The sequence below is a fragment of the Segniliparus sp. genome, assembly GCF_051660745.1.
Classification (GTDB): domain Bacteria; phylum Actinomycetota; class Actinomycetes; order Mycobacteriales; family Mycobacteriaceae; genus Segniliparus.
The window spans coordinates 81,907-100,464 of record NZ_JBOFQF010000037.1 but is presented as its reverse complement, the minus strand read 5'-3'; the positions used below and the strand labels follow the sequence as shown (position 1 = coordinate 100,464).

19 protein-coding genes are annotated in these 18,558 nt (G+C 68.8%); 12 read left to right on the top strand and 7 right to left on the bottom strand.

Annotated elements, in window-relative coordinates; genetic code table 11:
- The 6 genes from ACRC20_RS13060 to ACRC20_RS13035 all read left to right on the top strand — a co-directional run bounded on the left by ACRC20_RS13060 (nt 1) and on the right by ACRC20_RS13035 (nt 7,271).
- Nucleotides 1-1,554 (top strand): APC family permease, encoded by a 1,554-nt coding sequence (locus ACRC20_RS13060; protein WP_438686814.1) that lies wholly within the window; start codon nt 1-3, stop codon nt 1,552-1,554.
- Nucleotides 1,555-1,760: 206 nt separating this feature from the next.
- Nucleotides 1,761-2,972 carry a D-alanyl-D-alanine carboxypeptidase family protein gene (locus tag ACRC20_RS13055; RefSeq protein WP_438686813.1) on the top strand — a complete coding sequence of 404 codons (1,212 nt, stop codon included), beginning with the start codon at nt 1,761-1,763 and terminating at the stop codon, nt 2,970-2,972.
- Between the two features lie 89 nt (nt 2,973-3,061).
- Nucleotides 3,062-5,362: a carbon starvation CstA family protein gene (locus tag ACRC20_RS13050; RefSeq protein ID WP_438686812.1), complete on the top strand. Its 2,301-nt coding sequence runs from the start codon at nt 3,062-3,064 to the stop codon at nt 5,360-5,362.
- Nucleotides 5,363-5,383: 21 nt separating this feature from the next.
- Entirely contained in the window at nt 5,384-5,968 is a 585-nt protein-coding gene (locus tag ACRC20_RS13045) for an HdeD family acid-resistance protein (RefSeq protein WP_438686811.1), read from the top strand.
- Nucleotides 5,965-6,657, top strand: coding sequence for a tat pathway signal sequence (locus ACRC20_RS13040; protein ID WP_438686810.1), 693 nt, complete (start codon nt 5,965-5,967; stop codon nt 6,655-6,657). The genes ACRC20_RS13045 and ACRC20_RS13040 overlap by 4 nt, the downstream gene beginning before the upstream one ends.
- Nucleotides 6,658-6,665: 8 nt before the next feature.
- Nucleotides 6,666-7,271 (top strand): tat pathway signal sequence, encoded by a 606-nt coding sequence (locus ACRC20_RS13035; RefSeq protein WP_438686809.1) that lies wholly within the window; start codon nt 6,666-6,668, stop codon nt 7,269-7,271.
- Here ACRC20_RS13035 and nudC read toward each other — a convergent pair.
- The 3 genes from nudC to ACRC20_RS13020 form a co-directional block, all read right to left on the bottom strand.
- The gene (gene nudC / locus ACRC20_RS13030; protein ID WP_438686808.1) at nt 7,252-8,172 is read right to left on the bottom strand and encodes an NAD(+) diphosphatase; all 921 of its coding nucleotides are present in this window, start codon (nt 8,170-8,172) and stop codon (nt 7,252-7,254) included. The genes ACRC20_RS13035 and nudC overlap by 20 nt on opposite strands.
- A 4-nt stretch (nt 8,173-8,176) precedes the next feature.
- The gene (locus ACRC20_RS13025) at nt 8,177-9,208 is read right to left on the bottom strand and encodes a potassium channel family protein (RefSeq protein WP_438686807.1); all 1,032 of its coding nucleotides are present in this window, start codon (nt 9,206-9,208) and stop codon (nt 8,177-8,179) included.
- Nucleotides 9,209-9,276: 68 nt separating this feature from the next.
- Entirely contained in the window at nt 9,277-9,852 is a 576-nt protein-coding gene (locus ACRC20_RS13020; protein WP_438686806.1) for a CGNR zinc finger domain-containing protein, read from the bottom strand.
- Between the two features lie 23 nt (nt 9,853-9,875).
- Here ACRC20_RS13020 and ACRC20_RS13015 point away from each other — a divergent pair, with 23 nt between their 5' ends.
- On the top strand, nt 9,876-10,877 hold the full coding sequence (locus tag ACRC20_RS13015) for a DMT family transporter (RefSeq protein ID WP_438686805.1): 1,002 nt from the start codon (nt 9,876-9,878) through the stop codon (nt 10,875-10,877).
- A gap of 10 nt (nt 10,878-10,887) precedes the next feature.
- On the opposite strand, the gene ACRC20_RS13010 is transcribed toward ACRC20_RS13015, so the two are convergent.
- Nucleotides 10,888-12,438, bottom strand: a complete 1,551-nt coding sequence (locus tag ACRC20_RS13010; RefSeq protein WP_438686804.1) for a sensor histidine kinase — start codon at nt 12,436-12,438, stop codon at nt 10,888-10,890.
- 68 nt (nt 12,439-12,506) lie between these two features.
- Between ACRC20_RS13010 and ACRC20_RS13005 the strand changes: the two genes are divergently transcribed.
- On the top strand, nt 12,507-12,581 hold the full coding sequence (locus tag ACRC20_RS13005; protein WP_148223600.1) for a 50S ribosomal protein bL37: 75 nt from the start codon (nt 12,507-12,509) through the stop codon (nt 12,579-12,581).
- A gap of 10 nt (nt 12,582-12,591) precedes the next feature.
- Here ACRC20_RS13005 and ACRC20_RS13000 read toward each other — a convergent pair whose 3' ends face one another.
- Together ACRC20_RS13000 and ACRC20_RS12995 are read right to left on the bottom strand one after the other, a co-directional pair.
- On the bottom strand, nt 12,592-13,017 hold the full coding sequence (locus ACRC20_RS13000) for a zf-HC2 domain-containing protein (protein WP_438686803.1): 426 nt from the start codon (nt 13,015-13,017) through the stop codon (nt 12,592-12,594).
- Nucleotides 13,014-13,679 carry a sigma-70 family RNA polymerase sigma factor gene (locus tag ACRC20_RS12995; RefSeq protein WP_438686802.1) on the bottom strand — a complete coding sequence of 222 codons (666 nt, stop codon included), beginning with the start codon at nt 13,677-13,679 and terminating at the stop codon, nt 13,014-13,016. The genes ACRC20_RS13000 and ACRC20_RS12995 overlap by 4 nt, the downstream gene beginning before the upstream one ends.
- 264 nt (nt 13,680-13,943) lie before the next feature.
- Between ACRC20_RS12995 and aroA the strand changes: the two genes are divergently transcribed.
- From aroA to cynS, 4 genes are read left to right on the top strand one after another with little or no spacing between them, the layout of a single operon-like run.
- Nucleotides 13,944-15,218, top strand: coding sequence for a 3-phosphoshikimate 1-carboxyvinyltransferase (gene aroA / locus ACRC20_RS12990; RefSeq protein ID WP_438686801.1), 1,275 nt, complete (start codon nt 13,944-13,946; stop codon nt 15,216-15,218).
- Nucleotides 15,179-16,210 carry a ribosome small subunit-dependent GTPase A gene (rsgA, locus tag ACRC20_RS12985; protein ID WP_438686800.1) on the top strand — a complete coding sequence of 344 codons (1,032 nt, stop codon included), beginning with the start codon at nt 15,179-15,181 and terminating at the stop codon, nt 16,208-16,210. The genes aroA and rsgA overlap by 40 nt, the downstream gene beginning before the upstream one ends.
- A gap of 9 nt (nt 16,211-16,219) precedes the next feature.
- Nucleotides 16,220-16,690, top strand: a complete 471-nt coding sequence (locus ACRC20_RS12980) for a DUF1348 family protein (RefSeq protein WP_438686799.1) — start codon at nt 16,220-16,222, stop codon at nt 16,688-16,690.
- A gap of 14 nt (nt 16,691-16,704) precedes the next feature.
- The gene (gene cynS, locus ACRC20_RS12975) at nt 16,705-17,175 is read left to right on the top strand and encodes a cyanase (protein ID WP_438686798.1); all 471 of its coding nucleotides are present in this window, start codon (nt 16,705-16,707) and stop codon (nt 17,173-17,175) included.
- 15 nt (nt 17,176-17,190) lie between these two features.
- On the opposite strand, the gene ACRC20_RS12970 is transcribed toward cynS, so the two are convergent.
- Nucleotides 17,191-18,483: a fatty acid desaturase family protein gene (locus ACRC20_RS12970; protein ID WP_438686797.1), complete on the bottom strand. Its 1,293-nt coding sequence runs from the start codon at nt 18,481-18,483 to the stop codon at nt 17,191-17,193.
- Between the last annotated feature and the right edge of the window lie 75 nt (nt 18,484-18,558).

Below are 18,558 nucleotides of genomic sequence, written 5' to 3'. Positions count from 1 at the left end.
ATGGACGTCCGGGCCGCGTTCGACGGGGTCGGTCTCGACCGGTACGCTCTGCGCATCGCGACCACAGACCTCTCCCTTGCGCCGCCGACCGGCGACAAAGCCCCCAAAGGCCTCAAGCTCGGGGCGCTCGGCCTCTTCAGCAGCATCGTCGTCGGGCTCTCCGCCACCGGACCCGCGTACAGCCTCGCGGGCGCGTACGGCTCTTTGGTCGGCTCCGTCGGCGAAAAGGCCCCCGGCATCCTCTTGATCGCCTTTCTGCCGAGCCTCCTCGTGGCCTTCGCCTACCGGGAGCTCTGCCAGGACACCCCGGACTGCGGCACGACGTTCACGTGGGCGACGAAGGCTTTCGGGCCGTGGGTCGGCTGGCTCTCCGGCTGGGGGCTCGCGGTCTCGGGAATCCTCTGTGTCGGCAACGCCGCCGAAGTCGCGGCGCAGTACTCGTTCCGGCTGGCCGGAATCGAACCCTCGGCCTGGGCGAGGACCGCCGTCGCGGCCGCGATGATCATCGTGATGACCTGGGTGAGCTACCGAGGGGTCGTCCTCTCCCGCATGGTCCAGAACGTCTTGACCTCGATCCAGTTCTCCGTGCTCGTCCTCCTCTCCCTTCTCGCCCTCGCCAAGGTGCTCCTCCACCGGGCGGGCCCCCAAGCCGTCGAGCCGAAGCTGTCCTGGCTCGTCCCGACCGGCCTCTCCTCCTCGCAGATCGCCGCCGGAGTGATCCTCTGCGTCTTCATCTACTGGGGCTGGGACTCCTGCCTCGCCGTCGCCGAGGAGACCGAGGACGCGACGCGCACGCCCGGCCGGGCCGCCGTCATCACCACGCTCCTGCTCCTCGCCACGTATGTGCTGGCCAGTTTCGCGGCCCAGAGCTCCGCAGGCACGGGCGCGCCCGTCTCGGACAAGGACCGCGCGCTCGACGTCCTCGGCACGCCTGTCGCAGGCAGCCTCGGCGGAGCCGCGCTCTGGCTCACGTTCTGCGTCTCCGCCCTCGCTTCGACGCAGACCACGATCCTGCCCACCGCCCGCCAGACGTTGTCCATGGCCGTCTACGAGGCGCTGCCCGCGCGCTTCGCGCGGGTGCATCCGCGCTACCTCACCCCTGGCTTCGGCACTGTGCTCATGGGCGCCACGGCCTTGGCCTTCTATCTCGTCCTCTCCATCGTCAGCGAGAACGTCCTCGCCGACTCGGTCGAATCCCTCGGCCTGGCTGTCGCGTTCTATTACGCGATGACCGCGTACGCGTGCGTCTGGTATTTCCGCAAGACCTTCGCGCAGTCCTGGCGGAACCTCTTCTTCCGATGCGTGTTGCCGCTCCTCGGCGCGCTGTCGATGACCTGGGCGTTCTTCAAAAGCTGCGCCGACATGCTCGCCCCCGACTACGGCGCGACCCGGTTCGGCCCGGTCGGCGGCGTGTTCGTCATCGGGATCGGGATGCTGGCGCTCGGCGTGCCGTTCATGCTGCTCGCGACGATCACGGGGAAAAACTTCTTCGCAGGCCGCACGCTCAACGCCCGGACTGAGGCCAGTATCCCCCCGCCCCCCGACTCCCTCTGACCGCAGCCCAGCGCGCGAGCTGCTGCGTTATCGTCGCCTCGCGTACCCTCCTCTCCCCAGTACGCGTCGGCTCCTGCTGCCTTGCATCTCATCCCGCTGGATCTGCGGCCTAACAACTTCTCTGGTGCTGCTGTGACTCGCGGGAACATTGTGACTCGCGGGCGCGCCACCCCGACTGGCGATGACCTCGGCGTTATGCTCGGTCCGTGTTGGGCACATCACTGAAGAACGCCACCGCGGCATCGCTCGTCATGCTTGCCACCGCAACGACCTCTCCCGCGTGCTGGGCGGATCCGGACGACTCGCAAAGCGCGGGCTGCGCGCAACGCGTCGCGCCGCCTGCCGCCGTCGACGCCTCCGAGGCGCCGCAGCCCGGCCACCCAGAGCTGGCCCCCCTGCCTGTTCCCGCGACGCCCGTCGGCGGCGCGATGCTCGCCTCCTGCGACGTGGTCCAGCCCGCAGGCTCCCCCGCCCTGCCGGAAGGGCCCGCGCACGGCTGGCTCGTCGCCGACCTCGACAGCGGGCAAGTGCTCGCGGCTTCGGACCCGCACGGCCGGTTCCGGCCCGCCAGCACGATCAAAACCCTCCTCGCCCTCGCCGTCCTGAACGGTCTGGACCCGAACAAGCAGATCCAATTGACTGCGGGAGACGCGACCGCCGACGAGGAGAGCGAGCACAAGTTCATCCAGCCCGGCGCCACGTACAGCGTGTACGAGCTGCTCGAGGGCGCGCTCATGGTCTCCTCCAACGGCGCCGCGAACGCGCTGGCCCGAGTGCTCGGCGACAGCGGCGGCGTCGCGGGGGCCGTCGCGAAGATGAACGAGATCGCGGGCGCGCTGGGGGCGAAGGACACCCGCGCCACCACCCCCTCCGGCGTGGAAGCCCCCGGCGGGCCGTCGACCAGCTCGCCGTACGACCTCGCGCTCATCTTCCGCGCGGCCATGAAGCACGAAACCTTCCGGAAGATCGTCGCCCAGAAGTCCATCCAGATGCACGGCAGCCCGGACGACTTCCCGATGGTGAACGACAACGCCATGCTGGACGACTACCCCGGCATGATCGGCGGCAAGACCGGCTACACCGACGACGCGCAGAAGACCTTCATCGGCGCGGCCGAGCGCGACGGACGACGGCTCGTGGTGACCCAGATGTACGGGCTCAACGCGGCTGTCACCTACCGCGAGCAGGCCACGGCGCTTTTGGACTGGGGCTTCGCCCTCGACCCTGCCCTCGGCATCGGCAAGCTGGTCGACCCGGCGCCGAAGGCCGCGCCGCCGGCCGCCGCCCCCGCGGCGCACAGCGACTCCTCCTCCGCCACCACGACGACGCTCTTGCTCGCGGGCGTCATCGCAGGCGGCCTCGTGCTGGCGAACCGGGAGATCCAGCGCCGCAAGGGCGAGGCCCCGAGCCACGCTTGAGCGGGCCGAGCGAAAAACCTCGCCCTCGCGCCTGCCGGTATAAACGGTAAGGCGGCCAAAAACGGTCGTCCACAAACGAAAAGGCGATCATGTCATCACGAACTGCCTGGCCCGAGACCGAAGAGCAGGACGGCGAGGTCGTGCTCCTGCGCACCGACCCCGGCCTCCCCCCGGTCGGAGTCGTCGAGCGCCGAGCGCCGAGCCCCCTGGCGCGCGTCGTCCTGGCCGTGGTCGCCCTCGTCGGCGCGGCCGCGTGGGCCATGATCGCGCTCACCAGGTCCGAGGAGGTGAACGCGGTCTGGCTCGTCGTCGCCGCGATCGCCAGCTATGTGATCGGCTTCCGCCTGTACGCGAAGTTCATCGAGCAGAAAGTCGTGCGTCCCCGGGACGACCACGCCACTCCCGCCGAGCTCTTCGAAGACGGGAGGGACTTCGTCCCGACCGACCGGCGCGTCCTCTTCGGCCATCATTTCGCCGCGATCGCCGGGGCGGGCCCCCTTGTCGGCCCGGTCCTCGCCGCGCAGATGGGCTACCTGCCGAGCACGCTGTGGATCGTCGTCGGCGTGGTCTTCGCCGGAGCGGTGCAGGACTACCTCGTCCTCGCCTTCTCGACCAGGAGGCGCGGACGAAGCCTGGGCCAGATGGCGAAGGAGGAGCTCGGCCCGGTCGGCGGCGGCGCGGCGCTGGTCGCCGTGCTCGCGATCATGATCCTCTTGATCGCCGTCCTCGCCATGATCGTCGTCAACGCGCTCGCCGAGAGCCCATGGGGCGTGTTCTCCATCTCCATGACGCTGCCGATCGCCGTGCTCATGGGGGTCTGGCTGCGCTTCGTCCGGCCCGGCAAAGTCGGCGAGACCACCGCTATCGGCGTCGTCCTGCTGATCCTGGCCGTGGTCGGCGGCGGCTGGGTCGCACAGACCGACTGGGGGACGCACGCCTTCACCTGGTCGAAGACGACCATCGCGCTGGCGATCGTCGCGTACGGCTTCGTCGCCTCCGCGCTGCCGGTCTGGCTCATGCTCGCCCCCCGGGACTACCTCTCCTCCTTCATGAAGATCAGCGTCATCAGCTTGTTGGCCGTCGCGGTGTTGCTGGCCCATCCGACTGCGCAGATGCCCGCGATCACCGCGTTCGCCACCAACGGCGCGGGCCCGGTTTTCGCGGGCACGCTCTTCCCGTTCCTCTTCATCACCATTGCCTGCGGCGCGCTCTCCGGGTTCCACTCCCTCGTCTCCTCCGGCACCACGCCGAAGCTGCTGGAGAAGGAGAGCCAGGCCAGGCTCATCGGCTACGGCTCGATGGTTGTCGAGTCCTTCGTGGCGATCATGGCCCTCATCTCCGCCGTGATCCTCGACCCGCACCTGTACTTCGTGATGAACGCGCCCGCAGGAGTCACCAAAGGCACGGCGGAGGCCGCCGCGGCCTGGGTGAACGGACTCGGCCTGCCCGGCGCCCCGCTCGCGCCGGGGACGCTGAAGGACGCCGCGTCCGCCGTCGGCGAGCACAGCGTCGTCTCCCGTGTCGGCGGGGCCCCGACGCTCGCGCTGGGCATGTCGCACGTGCTCAGCGTCTTCGGCGGCTCCGCCCTCGCCGGATTCTGGTACCACTTCGCGATCATGTTCGAGGCGCTGTTCATCCTCACCACCGTCGACGCGGGCACCAGGGTCGCGCGGTTCATGCTCTCGGACACCCTCGGCAACGTCCCCGGGCTCGTGAAGTTCAAAGACCCCTCGTGGCGGCCCGGCTCCCTGCTCTGCTCGCTCGTCGTCGCGTGCGCGTGGGGCAGCCTGCTCCTCATGGGCGTCACCGACCCGCTCGGCGGCATCAACACGCTTTACCCGTTGTTCGGGGTCGCCAACCAGCTGCTCGCCGCCGTTGCGCTCACCGTGGTCACCATGATCCTGCTGCGCACCGGGCTCGCCCGCTGGGCCTGGGTGACGCTGGCGCCGTTGGCCTGGGACCTCGTCGTCACGCTCACCGCCTCGTGGCAGAAGATCTTCTCCGCCAACCCGAGCATCGGCTACTGGGCGCAACACCGGCGCTACGCCGCCGCGCAGGCGCGCGGGGCGAGCTCGTTCGAGTCGGCGAAAACGCCCGAGCAGATCGACGCGGTCGTGCGCAACACCGCCGTGCAGACCGCGCTCTCCGTGCTCCTCGCGGTCCTCGTGCTCGTCGTCGTGCTGATCGCGGCACGAGTCGCGTGGCGGACGCTGCGCGGGTCCCCCGCGCAGGTGCAGGAAGAGCCCGCCGTCCCGTCCAAAATATTCGCCCCGCGCGGTTTTTTCCCGACGAAAGCCGAGCGCGAGGTGGCGCGGGAATGGGCCGCGACGGGGGCGCGGACCAGCACCGCCCTGCCGAAGTCCTCGGACACGACCCAGCGCTGCTGCTGAGCCCCACGTATAGTCGAAAGTATGAACGCTACGCCTCTCCCCGCTGGATCCGGTTTTCTCGCAGAGATCGGTCGTGTCCTTCGTTACTGGCCTGCGGTGCTCATCTCCGGGATCGTCACCGTGGTGGCCGGAATCCTCGCGATCGTGTTCACGCCCGTCACCGCGGTCGTCATCGGCCTGCTCTTCGGCTTGAGCATCCTGTTCCAGGGCGTCCTGTCCGCCGCCGCCGCCTTCGGCGCCAAGCCGGGCACGCCGGGGCGGGCCTGGCTCGGGGTGTGGGCGGCGCTGAGCATCGTGATCGGGCTGTTCGCGGTGCTGTACCCCGGGTCTGGGGCACTCGCCCTGGCCTACCTGCTCATCGTCTGGTTCCTCATCAACGCGGTCAACAACATCGTCCGCGCCGCCTCGGACAAGGACCACCGGGTCTGGTTCGCCGTGCTGGGCGCTTTGGAGCTGGTCATCGCGTTCTGGCTGATGGTCGACATCCTGACTGCGGTCGACACCGTCGTCCTGCTCTTCGGCTTCGGCCTGCTGCTGCGCGGCGTCGGCGAGATCGCCCTCTCGTTCCGGCTCCGCCACGTCGGCAACGTGCTCGGCGGGAAGTGAACGCGAGGCTGCGCGCGGCTCTGGCAGGAGCGTGTGTCCTCGCAGCCGTCGCCAGCACCAGGCAGAGCGCCTCGGCCGACACCGTGCCGTTGCCGCCGGACGTCGACCTCGCGCAGCTCCTCCCCCCGCAGAGCAGCTTCCCCGCCGGATGGACCATCGGGCAGGCGGAGCGCAACCAGAAGGCGGCCTCGTTCTCCCGCGACGGGATCTTGGCCAATTTCGGCAAGCACGCCACCCCGAAGGACTGCTACCCCGACGCGCTCGTCTTCTTCTCCGCTTTCGGAGCCGCCAAAGGCGGGAAGCCCCCCGAGCCCGCTTCGGGCTCGTACGTCTTCGTCACGATTGCCCGCCCGGACCAGGACCCCCGGGTTCGCGGCTACACGCGCATCCTGCACTACTGGGTCGACAACTGCGCGCAGTACTCGGTCGACACGATCCCCGACTGGTCGTCGTACCCGCTGGCAGGCAGCGTCGTAGCCAGGACCATGCCGGTCGTGCGCGCCGACGACTCCATCGCCATCCGGGTCAAAGAGAAGACCTCGCGCGGCCCCGATGTGGAGATGACCGCGATAGCGGCCCGGCTCCGCGGCGTCGAGGTGCTGGTGACGGGCTATCCTGGAGCGGACGAGAGCCTCGTCGACTCGCTCTTGCGCACGACGGTCGAGCGGATCGACGAGTGGGAGCCCTAGGAGGGACCATGGGAAACAAACGGTTGAAGGGTTTCGCGGCGCTTGTTGTCGCCTCGGCGGCGCTGGCGGCGGGGCCGCAGGCCGCAGCGGCCCCGGACGATCTCCCCGCGAACGCCGACCTCGGCCAGTTCTATCCCAGCCAGACCGACCTTCCCGATGGCTGGTCGCTCGGGAGCCAGAACGCGCAGGCCGTTCCTTCGGCGGACTCCACGACGCCTGCGGGCTGCGCCTTCCTCGGCCTCTTCCCCGCCACGGGCAGCCGCACTGCGGAAGGACCGGGCCGCTCGTTCCTGCGCGTGCATGTGCTCCACGACGCGGGCGCGCTGAGGACTGTCCTGTCGTGGCGCGAGAAATGCGCAAGCTTCACCATGCTCGGCGGCGGCGGAACAACGGGGAAAAACTGGATGAGCGTTGAGTCTGCCGAGCCTCCCGACTCGAACTCCGTCGTCTACCGGATCACCGGCCAAGGCCCCTTCGTCCCCCCGGAGCTGGAGGTCGCAGGGTCCGTCCGGGGCGTGCTCGTGCTCGTCTCGCAGTCCGGTCCCGCCGACGACGGCCTCGCCGCCGACGTGTACCGCGCGACGGCGGCCAAGATCAACGAGTGGCGGCGCTGAGCCTGCTCTGCGCCCAGGACTCGATCATCGCCCTGGCGATAGAGATCGACCCCGGCAAGAGCAGCGGGGCGCCGGGAATGTCGCCCCAGTCGTGGCGGCGCTCCAATGCCTCCACGACCTCGTCCAAGTGGAACCAGTGCGCCTCCTCGATTTCGCCGTCGGCGAGGACCAGCGGCTGCGCCGGGTCCGCCGCCGCTTGGAAGCCGAGCATGAGCGAGCGGGGGAAGGGCCAGGGCTGGCTGCCGAGATAGCCGATGTCCGACACTTCGACTCCGACCTCTTCGGAGACCTCCCGCTCGACGCACTGCTCCAGAGACTCGCCCGGCTCGCAGAACCCGGCTAAGACGGAGAACCACCGCTGCGGCCAGATCGGCTGCCTGGCGAGGAGCACCTGGTCGGCTCCGTCGTGGACCAGGCAGATGACGGCGGGGTCGGTGCGGGGGAACTCCTCTTTGCCGTCCGGGGCGACCCGCACCCAGCCGCCCTTCCCGAGCGCCATCGGCTCCCCCGACCACGGGGCGAACTTCGAGCGGCCCTGCCAGCTCAGCATCGCGACCGCTGTGGTGGCGAGGCTCGCGTCTGTCGCAGAAAGCGTGTGCCCGCCGACCCGCAGGTCGGTGAACTCGCCTTCGAGCTCGGGAACCTGGACCGCCCACAGATGCGATCCGCCCGACTCGCCCAAAAAGACCGCCGCTTCTGTCGGCGGCTCCTCCCCGAGCCCGGTCGCGGGGACGAGCGCGAGCGCGCCGCCGCGCGTCGCGAACTGCCCGCGCCGGGACACCAGGAGCACGCGCGCCGAGCGCCAGCCCTCGGCGAGCGCCTCCGTGTCGGCGCGCGAACGCTCGTCCCGGTCCACCTGGGCTCGCGAGAGCAGCGGCGGGCCGATCAAAGAGAAGCTCACTGGGTCACTCCTTGCTCGTCGTGTGGACGTAGAGCAGACGGTCGCCGGGCTCCAACGCGTCCACCCGCTCGTCGCCGACGCGGATCAGATTGCCCCCGCGCACCACGCCGAGCACGATGTCCGGCAAATGCTTCGGGTCCGCGCCGACCTCGGCCTGCTCCACGTCCCGCTCGGCCACCGCGAAGCCCTCTTCCGGGGTGAGCAGGTCCTCGATCACCTCGACCACGGACGGGGCGCTCGTCGCGATGCCGAGGAGCCTGCCCGCCGTCTCGGCAGAGACCACGACCGACGTGGCGCCGGAGCGGCGCAAGAGATGGACGTTCTCGGTCTCGCGGACCGCGGCCACCACCTGCGCGGTCGCGGTGAGCTCCCGCGCGGTCAAGGTGACCAGCACCGCCGTGTCGTCGCGGTTCACCGCGACGACGATGGACGCGGCGCGTTCCGCTCCTGCCGACTTCAACACGTCCGACCGGGTGGCGTTGCCCTGCAGGGTGACCAAGCCAAGCTCGGACGCGGCCCCGAGCAGCGCCTGGTCCTGGTCCACGACCACGATCCGGTTCGGCTCCACCCCGTCCGCCAGCATGGCGGCGACCGCCGAGCGCCCCTTGGTCCCATAACCCACGACGATGGTGTGGTCGCGCACTTTGTGCCTCCAGCGTTGGACTCGAATGGACTGACGGCTCTTCTCGGCGAGCACTTGCAAGGTGGTGCCGACCAAGATGATGAGGAAGAGCACCCGCATGGGGGTGATGACGAGGACGTTCACCAGTCGCGCGCCCTCGGTCACCGGCGTGATGTCCCCGTATCCGGTGGTCGTGAGGGAGACGGTGACGTAGTAGAAGCAGTCGAGGAGGGTGAGCTCGTGGCTCACGACGTCGCGATAGCCCGACCGGTCCGCGTAGACGACGAACGCCGCGACGACGAGGAGCATGATCGCGAGGAAGAGCCGCCCCGCGATGGCCCGCAGCGGGCTGATCTGGCGGTCGGGCACCATGAGCCGGGGCGGGAGGATGGACATCACTGATCGCGCTGTCATCGGCTCAGCCCTCGATCGCACGGGAGTCTGGGCTGGCTTCGAACACGAAGCGTAAGCCTACCGCGCGTTCAAAGACGCTGCGCGGCGCGCCGTGCCCGATGGGCCCGAGCCTTGTCCCGGTTCCCGCAGCGGGCCATGTCGCACCATCTGCGATCGCCCCGACGGGATCGGTCGACGAAGATCCGGGTGCAGTTGTCCGCCCCGCATTGGCGCAACGGCGCGTCCGAGCCGAAGAGCCGCACGGCGTGCAGCGCGATCGTGGCAAGGGCCTCGGACGCGCCGCCTTCGCGGCGGATCACGCCCGACTCCGCGAGCTGCAAAGTCACGCGGGACTGCCTGGCCCTGCCATTGACGAGCGCAAGCGCGCCGCCCGGCAGCGCTCCCCTTTCGAGCCGCGCCGCCGCGATCTCGTACACCGCCTCCCTGAGCTCGACCGCCGCCGCGAACTCGGCTTCGGCCACGGCGGGCTCTTGGTCGAGGACGCCCGCCAGAGCCAACCATCGGGCGAGGTCGTCCGGACTCCGCAAAAGCTCCTCCCGGCGGGTGCGCCGGTATCGGAGCGTGCCAGCGAAATCGAGGACCACATCGCCACTGATGAATGTGAAGCCAGTCTCTTCTGCCGCCGCATCCACTACGGTAACCATATAAATAGGTTACACTATGCGGCATGGTCGCACACCAAGAGGCTCACGGGGGCCAGGCCGAGACAATCGAGACAATGGAGGCGGCAGCGAACGGAATAGCCTTCTCTGCCGAGCCGGGGACCCGCCCCAAACCGCGCCATCTCGCGCTCGCCGAGGCGGTCCAGGGCCCGGTGCTCGTCGTCTCGTGGTCCAGCGCCTTCGTCGCGGGCGTGATCGGCACCAGGGCCGGGACGCCCCTGCTCTTGTGCTTCCTGCGATTCGCCTGCGCCGCGCTGCTGCTGACCGCATTGGCGTTCGCCTTGCGTTCGAGGTGGCCTCGCGGCAAGACGCTCGCGCACACGGTGTTCGCGGGCGTCTTCATGCACGCCATTCAGTTCTGCGGCTTTTACTACGGCATGGCGCATGGGCTCGGCGGCGGCGTCTCCGCGCTGATCCAAGGCTTGTCCTCCATGATCGTGGTGGTGCTCGCGGCCCTCACGCTCGGCGAGCGCCTCACCAAAGCCCAATGGCTCGGCTTCGCCATCGGGATCGTCGGCGTCGTGATCGCGATCGAGGACCGGCTCGCCTTCTCCCCTGTCGCTGTCGCCTCCGCATTCCTCGGCCTCGCCGGGATCAGCGTCGGCACGTACTGGCAGAAGCGGTTCGTCTCTGGGGTGGACGTCGTCTCGGGGACCGCCGTCCAGCTCGCGGCCTCCGCTCCGCTCGGGCTCGCCGCGACCTTCTTGTTCGAGCATCCGCAGGTCACCGACACGACGAGGTTCGCGGGCGCCGTCCTGTGGATCGTGCTGGTGAACTCCCTCGGAGTGTTCCTGCTGCTCAACCACATGCTGCGCACGCTGCCCGCGAGCTCGGTCTCGACCCTCTTCCTCGCCGTCCCCGCGACCACCTCGTTCCTCAGCTGGGCCTTCGCCGGGCAGACGATGAGCACGCAAGCCGTCGTCGGCCTCGTGATCGGCGGATTCGGCGCCGCGCTCGCCGCATACGGCGCGGCGCGGGCCTCGGCGAAGCGGGCTTCCCCGGCGTGAGCGCGTCCGCCTAGCGCTCCGCAGACCAGCGACGGCCCGCGACGGGGTTCACCGGCACGTGGAATTTCGCCGACGAGCCGCCGAGCTTGCTGCGGCCCAGCTCGAGCGAGGCCTGCAGCTCCGACTCGGCGAGGGTGGCGGCGATCCGCAGCCCGAGCCGCTTCGTCTCTTTCGGGTCGAACCCCTCGGGAAAGCCGACCCCGCTGTCCGCCACCTCGACGCTGAGCCATTTGCCCTTTCGCTCCGCCCAGATCACCACCTCGCCCTTGTCGCCGGGCTGAAAGGCGTGCTCCAAGGCGTTCTGCGCCAGCTCGGTGAGAATCGTGGTGAGCGACATCGCCCGTTCCGCCTCAAGGAAGCCGAACCTGCCCTGGCGGCGCACCGAGATGCTCGTCCCCGGCGCGCAGAGCTCGGAAAGCATCACAATGAGCTTGTCGACGATGTCGTCGACCGAGACATGCTCGTCCGCCGAGATGGACAACGCGTCATGCACCAAAGCGATCGAGCCGATACGACGGACCGAGTCCTCCAACGCTTGCCGGGCCTCCGCGTTCGCGGTGCGCCTCGCCTGCATGCGCAGCAGCGCCGAGACGGACTGCAGATTGTTCTTCACCCGGTGATGGATCTCGCGGATCGTCGCGTCTTTGCTGATCAGTGCGCGATCACGGTGGCGGAGCTCCGTGACGTCGCGAAGCAGGACCACCGCCCCCGCCATCTCCACCAGCTGTCTGAGCCCGACCACGCGCCACTGCGTGACAGCCCCGTTCGCCTCCGCCTCGATCCGGGCGTCGGCCGCCTCGCCCCGGAGCACGCCCGCCAGCGCCGTGGCGGAGTCCTCTGCCGCGAGCGAGTCCGGCGCGGTCGCGCGCAGGATCTCCACGAGATCCGAGCCCATGAACGTGCCCTCCCAGCCCAGCCTGCGCAGCGCGGAGGAGGCGTTCGGACTGGCGTACGTGATAGCCCCGGTCTCGGCGAGGCGCATGAACCCGTCGCCTGCCCTCGGGCCGGGGCCTTTGTCCACCGGATCGGGGAAGGACCCGTCGCAGACCATCTGGCACAGGGCGTCCGCCGCGCTCGTGTACGCCGTCTCCAAGTTGCCCGCAGAGCGCGGCTGCAGCAAATTCACGTAACGGGTCGCGACAGCGATCACCTCGCCGTCTTTGTGCACCGGGACGACTTCCCTCCGGGTCGGCACATACTCCAGCCACATCGGGTCCTCTGGCTCGATGATCCGTCCTTCTTCGAACCCTCGGTGCAGCTGGCTCGCGAGCGGCTCGCCCACCTCGGTGCCCACCATGTCCCCCGGCAGCAACGTGGTGGACGTGGTCGGACGGCACTGCGCGACGCACACCACCCGCTTGCCGAGGCCGCCCAAGTACTCCTGGCGGTCGGGGTCCTCCCCCTCGAACGCCGAGGGCGCGTCCTGGCGCACCCACAGGAGGAAGTCGGCGAAGGCGAGGTCGGAGATCAGTTGCCACTCTGCGACAAGCCTCTTGAGATGTTCGACTTGGTCCCCGGTGAGCCTGGTGCGCTCGACGAGCAATTCGCTCAGCGTCGCCACAAGACCCCCGAACACCCCTTCGACCCCCCGAATTGGTCTGTGTCGGCCTGATGTGTCATTCTTTTAGTATGGCAAAACGAGGACGTAAGAAGCGCGACCGGCGCAAGAGCAAGGCCAACCACGGCAAGCGGCCAAACAGCTGATAGCCGACGATTAGTCAACGACGTCGGGCGCGGCCTCGACACGGGGATGCGAGATGCTGAGCATGTCTCGGATCTCGCCTCGGAGCTTGTCTTTCAAGCCTTCCGGCGCGCACGGCTCGGACTTGCACTTCTTCGAGAGCAGCTCCTTGATCCGTATCTCCACCTCGTATTGAGCGTGGCAGGAGGAGCAATTCGAGAAGTGCGCCTCAAGGCGTTCGCGGAGTTTGATGTCGCAGCCCCCGTCCGCGACGATCCAGAGCGCTTCGACCTCTTCGCGGCATTTCGGAATCGCTCCCCCGCAGTCGAAGCTCTTCAGAGTCTCCGCGAGCTTGGTGTCGAGGGGCTCGAAGGCGCGCTGCATCGCTCTGAGCTGCGCCCGCTCGATCGCGGTGATGTCGAGACCGGATACCTCCGACTCCTCGTCCCTGCTGCTCAACTCGCCACCTCTTCACTTTCGACTTCATTGTTGACATGCCGCGCCCGCCGCGCCTCCGGCCCGATGCCGTATTCGGCGGCCAGGCCCGCGAGCTGGTTGCGCAGTTGCTTCCTGCCTCGGTGCAATCGGGACATGACCGTCCCGATGGGGATCTCAAGGATTTCTGCGATCTCGCGATATGGGAACCCTTCGACGTCCGCGTAGTAGACGACCATCCGGAAATCTTCCGGCAAGGACTGCAGCGCCTTCATGATCTCCGTGTCGGGAAGGGTGTCGAGCGCTTCCACCTCTGCCGAGCGCAGCCCGGTGGAATCGTGGTTCGCCACTTCGGCGAGCTGCCAATCGGTGATCTCGTCAGTCGGGTACTGCGCGGGCTGGCGCTGGCGTTTGCGGTAGGAGTTGATGTACGTGTTCGTGAGGATCCGGTGCAGCCACGCGGAGAGGTTCGTCCCCTCCGCGAACGTGTGGAACGCCCCGAACGCCTTGATGTAGGTCTCCTGCACCAGGTCCTCCGCGTCCTGCGGGTTGTGCGTCATCCGCATCGCGGCCCAGTACAGCTTGTCGAGCAGCGGCATGGCCTCCTGCTCGAAACGGCGGCTGAGCTCGGCCTGGGACTGGCTGGAACGCGCGGACGGATCGTCGACCGGATCCTTCACAGACATTCGGACTCCGCCCGCTGGCTGCGGACGCATGGTAGACGGCGCATGTCTTAATTTTACCGCAGCTGCGTTCTTTTCGAATTCCGGGGCGAGCGCAGAACGCTCGGGGCATAGCAGGGGCATTGCGTCTGGTCTCCTTTCCTGTCCCTGGGAAACACTCCAGGGTCGAGAATTGTTCCCCCGCCCCCGCGACTCGCCGGGCCGCGTTCTGACAGACCACCGCGCCCCGCCCGCCGCGAGCGCCGCGCGGACTGCGACAATGGCCTGGTGAGCTTTTGGGAAGCCCCGGCCGTCGACGGCCCGCTCGACGCGACTGTCGACCTGCCCGGTTCCAAGTCCATCACCAACCGGGCGCTCGTGCTCGCGGCGCTCGCCTCCTCGCCGTCGCGGGTCGTCGGCACGTTGCGCAGCCGCGACACCGACCTCATGCTCGACGCGTTGCGGCAGATGGGCGCGGGCGTCGCGGTCCACGAGGACCAGACCACAGTGGACATCAGCCCCGGCCCGCTGCACGAGGCCTCGGTCGACGTCGGCTTGGCGGGCACAGTCATGCGGTTCCTGCCTCCGGCCGCGGCGCTCGCCACGGGGCCGGTCTCGTTCGACGGCGACGAGCAAGCCCGCGCGAGGCCGCTCGCCACTATCTTGGACGCGCTCCGCGACCTCGGCGTGGCTGTGGACGGGGACTCGCTGCCGTTCGTCGTCCACGGCCAAGGCTCGGTCCGAGGCGGCGAAGTCGCCGTGGACGCGTCGTCGTCGTCACAATTCGTGTCCGGCCTGCTGCTCTCCGGGGCGAGGTACGAGGAAGGGCTCGTCGTCCGCCACGTCGGCGGGCCGCTGCCCTCCGCGCCGCATATCGAAATGACTGTCGAGATGCTCAAAGAGTTCGGCGTCCAGGTCGAGCGGCCCGAGCAGCATGTGTGGCGCATTCCGCCCGGCTCCTTCCTCGGCCGCGAGTGGCTGGTGGAGCCCGACCTCTCCAACGCGAGCCCTTTCCTCGCCGCCGCTGTCGTGGCCGGGGGCGAGGTGCGGGTCCCGCGTTGGCCGACGAGCACCACACAGGCGGGCGACCAGATCCGGCACATCCTCGCCGATATGGGCGCGACCGTGCGGCTGCAGGACGGATGGCTCGCCGTCGAAGGAACGGGCGTGCTGAACGGGATCGATGTGGACTTGGGCGATGTCGGGGAGCTCACCCCCACGGTGGCCGCGCTCGCGGCCCTCGCCTCCTCCCCTTCCTATCTGCGCGGCGTCGCGCATCTGCGCGGACACGAGACCGACCGGCTCGCCGCGTTGTCCTCGCAGATCAATGGGCTCGGCGGGCAGTGCGTCGAGCTGGACGACGGCCTGGCGATCACCCCGAAGCCGCTCGGCGCAGGGCTCTGGAAAGCCTTCGCCGACCACCGCATGGCCACAGCAGGCGCGATCATCGGCCTCAAGGTCCCCGGGGTCGAGGTGGACGACGTGGAATGCACGGGCAAGACGCTGCCAGGGTTCGCCGATCTGTGGGCCGACATGTGCGCGACGGCAGGAGCCAGATCCTGAAACGAGGGCACGACCTGCGCCGCTACGACGAGTCCGATGTCCGGTTGCGACCGGGCGCGCCGAACCGGGCGCGCACCAAACGCAGGCCGGAGCACGCCGAGGCGAAGCCTGCCATGGTCGTCGGCATCGCCAGGGGGCGCCAGCTCTGCGCGTTGGACGGCGAGGAAACCCTGGTCGCCACGGTGCGCGCACGAGAGCTGGGACGGCGGGGAGTCGCGGTCGGCGACCGCGTGCACCTCGACGGGGACGTGTCCGGGGCGCCGGACACGCTCGCGCGGATCGTCCGCGTGGACGATCGCACCTCGGCCTTGCGCCGCACAGCGGAGGACGACGGCGCCACCACGACACGCGAGCGCGTCGTGGTGGCCAACGCGACCCAGCTGCTCATCGTCGTCGCCGCCGCCGACCCGCCGCCGCGCGTCGGCCTTGTGCGGCGGGCCCTCGTCGCCGCCTACGTGGAGGGGATCGTCCCCCGGCTCGCGATCACCAAAGCCGACCTCGCCGACCCCGCCGAATTCGAAGCCGAGTTCAACGGCCTCAAGCTGGACATCCTGCGCTGCGGCCAAGAGGACGACCTCGCCGAGCTGGAAGGCCTGTTCGAGGAGGAGCTGACCGTGCTCCTCGGGCATTCCGGGGTCGGCAAGTCCACGCTCGTCAACCGGCTCGCGCCGAGCGCGAACCGCGTGGTCGGAGAGCTGACCAGGATCGGCAAGGGCAAGCACACCTCCACCGACGCCCGCGCCTTTCCCTTGTCCGAGGGCGGGTGGGTCGTCGACACGCCCGGCGTGCGTTCCTTCGGGCTCGGCCATGTCACGCCCGAGCAAGTGATCTGGGCCTTCAGCGATCTCGCGGAGGCTGCGGAGGAATGCCCCCGGGGCTGCGGCCATCTCGGGCCGCCCGCCGACCCGGAATGCCTGCTCGACGAGTTGCCCGACCAGGAGCGGGTGACCGCCGTGCGCGAGCTGATGCGCAGCGTCGGGATATCGGCATAAGCTGGCCCCATGCCCGAGCAGCGCCCTCCCCTTCCCCCGTTCGACCGCGAGCGCGCGCTGGTCAAGGTCCGCGCGGCCGAGGACGGCTGGAACACCCGCGACCCCGAACGCGTCTCGCTGGCCTACACGCCGGACAGCCATTGGCGCAATCGGGCCGAGTTCTTGTCCGGACGGGCGCAGATCGTGGCGTTCCTCGCCCGGAAATGGAACCGCGAGCTGGACTACCGGCTCGTCAAGGAGCTGTGGGCGCACACGGACGACCGCATCGCGGTCCGGTTCGCATATGAATGGCATGACGACTCCGGCAACTGGCACCGCTCCTACGGCAACGAGAACTGGGCGTTCGACCAGGACGGTCTGATGACGCACCGGCACGCCAGCATCAACGACCTGCCGATCACCGAGGCCGAGCGCCTCTTCCACTGGCCGCTCGGACGGCGGCCCGACAACCACCCCGGTCTTTCCGACCTGGGGCTCTAGCAGGAGGAAACACGATGCCGCACGCCCAATTCGACCCTGCCGCGCGCGAAGCGCTCGCGCTCGCCGCGGTCGAGGCAAAGATCCGGAAAAACCTCACCTGGCAGGAGATCGCCGACGCTGCCGGTTTCTCGACCGCATTCGTGACCGCCGCCGTCCTCGGCCAGCACGCCCTCCCCGAGGAGGCCGCGAAAAAAGTGGCAGAGCTCCTCGGCCTCGACGAGGACGACGCGCTCCTGCTGCAGACCATCCCCCTGCGCGGCTCGATCCCCGGCGGGGTGCCGACCGATCCGACCATCTACCGGTTCTACGAGATCGTGCAGGTGTACGGCACGACGTTGAAAGCGCTGATCCACGAGCAGTTCGGCGACGGCATCGTCAGCGCGATCAACTTCAAACTGGACGTGCAGAAAGTGGCGGACCCCGAGGGCGGGCACCGCGCGGTGATCACGCTCGACGGCAAGTACCTGCCGACAAAACCCTTCTAGCGCAGGCCGGAGGCCTCAGGCGAAGCGGTGCTCGACGGCGCTCGCGGCCCGTCTGGCCCGCGCAGCGGCGCGACGAGCCTTGCGCTTCGTCGACTCGTACGCCGACTTGAGGCCTTGGCGGACGCCGGTCACCGGGTCGATCTGCGGCTTCGCGGGCTCTCCCGCCACGCGGAAGCGCAGCTCCGAGGAGGTCTCCGGCGCGTTGTCGCTCGTGGCCTTCAAGAAGCGGTCGGGCAGGGAGAGCTTCGCGATGGTCCGCCACGTCAAGAAGTACTGCTTCGCGAACGAGCCCGTCGTGTACGGCAGGTCGTACTTCTCGCAGAGCGCGCGCACCTTCGCGGCGATCTCGTGGTAGTGGTTGCTCGGCAGGTCCGGGAAGATGTGGTGCTCGATCTGGTGGGAGAGATGGCCGGAGAGGAACCCGAGCACCCGCCCCGCGTCGAAGTTCGCCGAGCCGAGCATCTGCCGCAGGTACCACTGGCCCTGGGTCTCGTTCTCCACATCCGTCTGGGTGAACTTCTCCGCGCCGTCCGGGAAGTGCCCGCAGAAGATCACCGCGTTCGACCAGATATTGCGGATCACGTTCGCCAGCGCGTTCGCGGTGAGCGTCTTGCGGAACGCCTTTCCCGTCAACGCCGGGAACAGCACGTAGTCCTTCGTGAGCTGGCGGCGAATTTTGCCGATCGACTCGCGACGGCGCTTCTTGGCCTGCTCCCGCTGCGCCACGTCCTCGATCTCGGCGATCTTCTTGTCGCTCAACGAGACGCTCTGCAGCCCCACGCCCCATTCGAAGAACACGGTCAACAGGGTGTTCCAGAACAGGTTGGCGAGATGGCCCGGATTCCACGGCTCGTCGCGGGTCACCCGGATCGTGCCGTAGCCGATGTCGTCGTCGAGGCCGAGGATGTTCGTGTACTTGTGGTGCAGGTGGTTGTGCGTGTGCTGCCAGTGCGCCGACACGCCGACCATGTCCCACTCCCAGGTGGAGGAGTGGATCTCCGGGTCGTTCATCCAGTCCCACTGCCCGTGCATGACGTTGTGCCCGATCTCCATGTTCTCGACGATCTTCGCGACCCCGAGCGCGACCGCGCCGAACCACCACAGCGGCCTGCGCTTGCTGCCGACCAGCGCCGCGCGACCGACCAGCTCCAACATCCGCTGGAAACGGATCGTGCCCCGGATGTAGCCGGCGTCGCGCTCCCCTCGTCCGTCTTCGATATCGCGCCGGATGGCGTCGAGCTCGCGACCGATGGCCTCGACGTCGGCCTCCGTGAGATGCGCGAACTCTTTGATGTCACTGATCGCCATATCGACCTTTCCAAGTGGTGGGCGCTGCGCCCGACCGAATTATACGGCAAGGAATAAAATCTTGCCCTCGCCTCG

Coding starts and splice junctions, on each gene's coding strand:
- ACRC20_RS12970 (WP_438686797.1), bottom strand. CDS start 18,483: ATGGCGATCAGTGACATCAAAGAGTTCGCGCATCTCACGGAGGCCGAC.
- cynS (WP_438686798.1), top strand. CDS start 16,705: ATGCCGCACGCCCAATTCGACCCTGCCGCGCGCGAAGCGCTCGCGCTC.
- ACRC20_RS13035 (WP_438686809.1), top strand. CDS start 6,666: ATGGGAAACAAACGGTTGAAGGGTTTCGCGGCGCTTGTTGTCGCCTCG.
- ACRC20_RS12980 (WP_438686799.1), top strand. CDS start 16,220: ATGCCCGAGCAGCGCCCTCCCCTTCCCCCGTTCGACCGCGAGCGCGCG.
- ACRC20_RS13060 (WP_438686814.1), top strand. CDS start 1: ATGGACGTCCGGGCCGCGTTCGACGGGGTCGGTCTCGACCGGTACGCT.
- ACRC20_RS12995 (WP_438686802.1), bottom strand. CDS start 13,679: ATGTCTGTGAAGGATCCGGTCGACGATCCGTCCGCGCGTTCCAGCCAG.
- ACRC20_RS13045 (WP_438686811.1), top strand. CDS start 5,384: ATGAACGCTACGCCTCTCCCCGCTGGATCCGGTTTTCTCGCAGAGATC.
- ACRC20_RS13015 (WP_438686805.1), top strand. CDS start 9,876: ATGGTCGCACACCAAGAGGCTCACGGGGGCCAGGCCGAGACAATCGAG.
- ACRC20_RS13020 (WP_438686806.1), bottom strand. CDS start 9,852: ATGGTTACCGTAGTGGATGCGGCGGCAGAAGAGACTGGCTTCACATTC.
- ACRC20_RS13050 (WP_438686812.1), top strand. CDS start 3,062: ATGTCATCACGAACTGCCTGGCCCGAGACCGAAGAGCAGGACGGCGAG.
- ACRC20_RS13025 (WP_438686807.1), bottom strand. CDS start 9,208: ATGACAGCGCGATCAGTGATGTCCATCCTCCCGCCCCGGCTCATGGTG.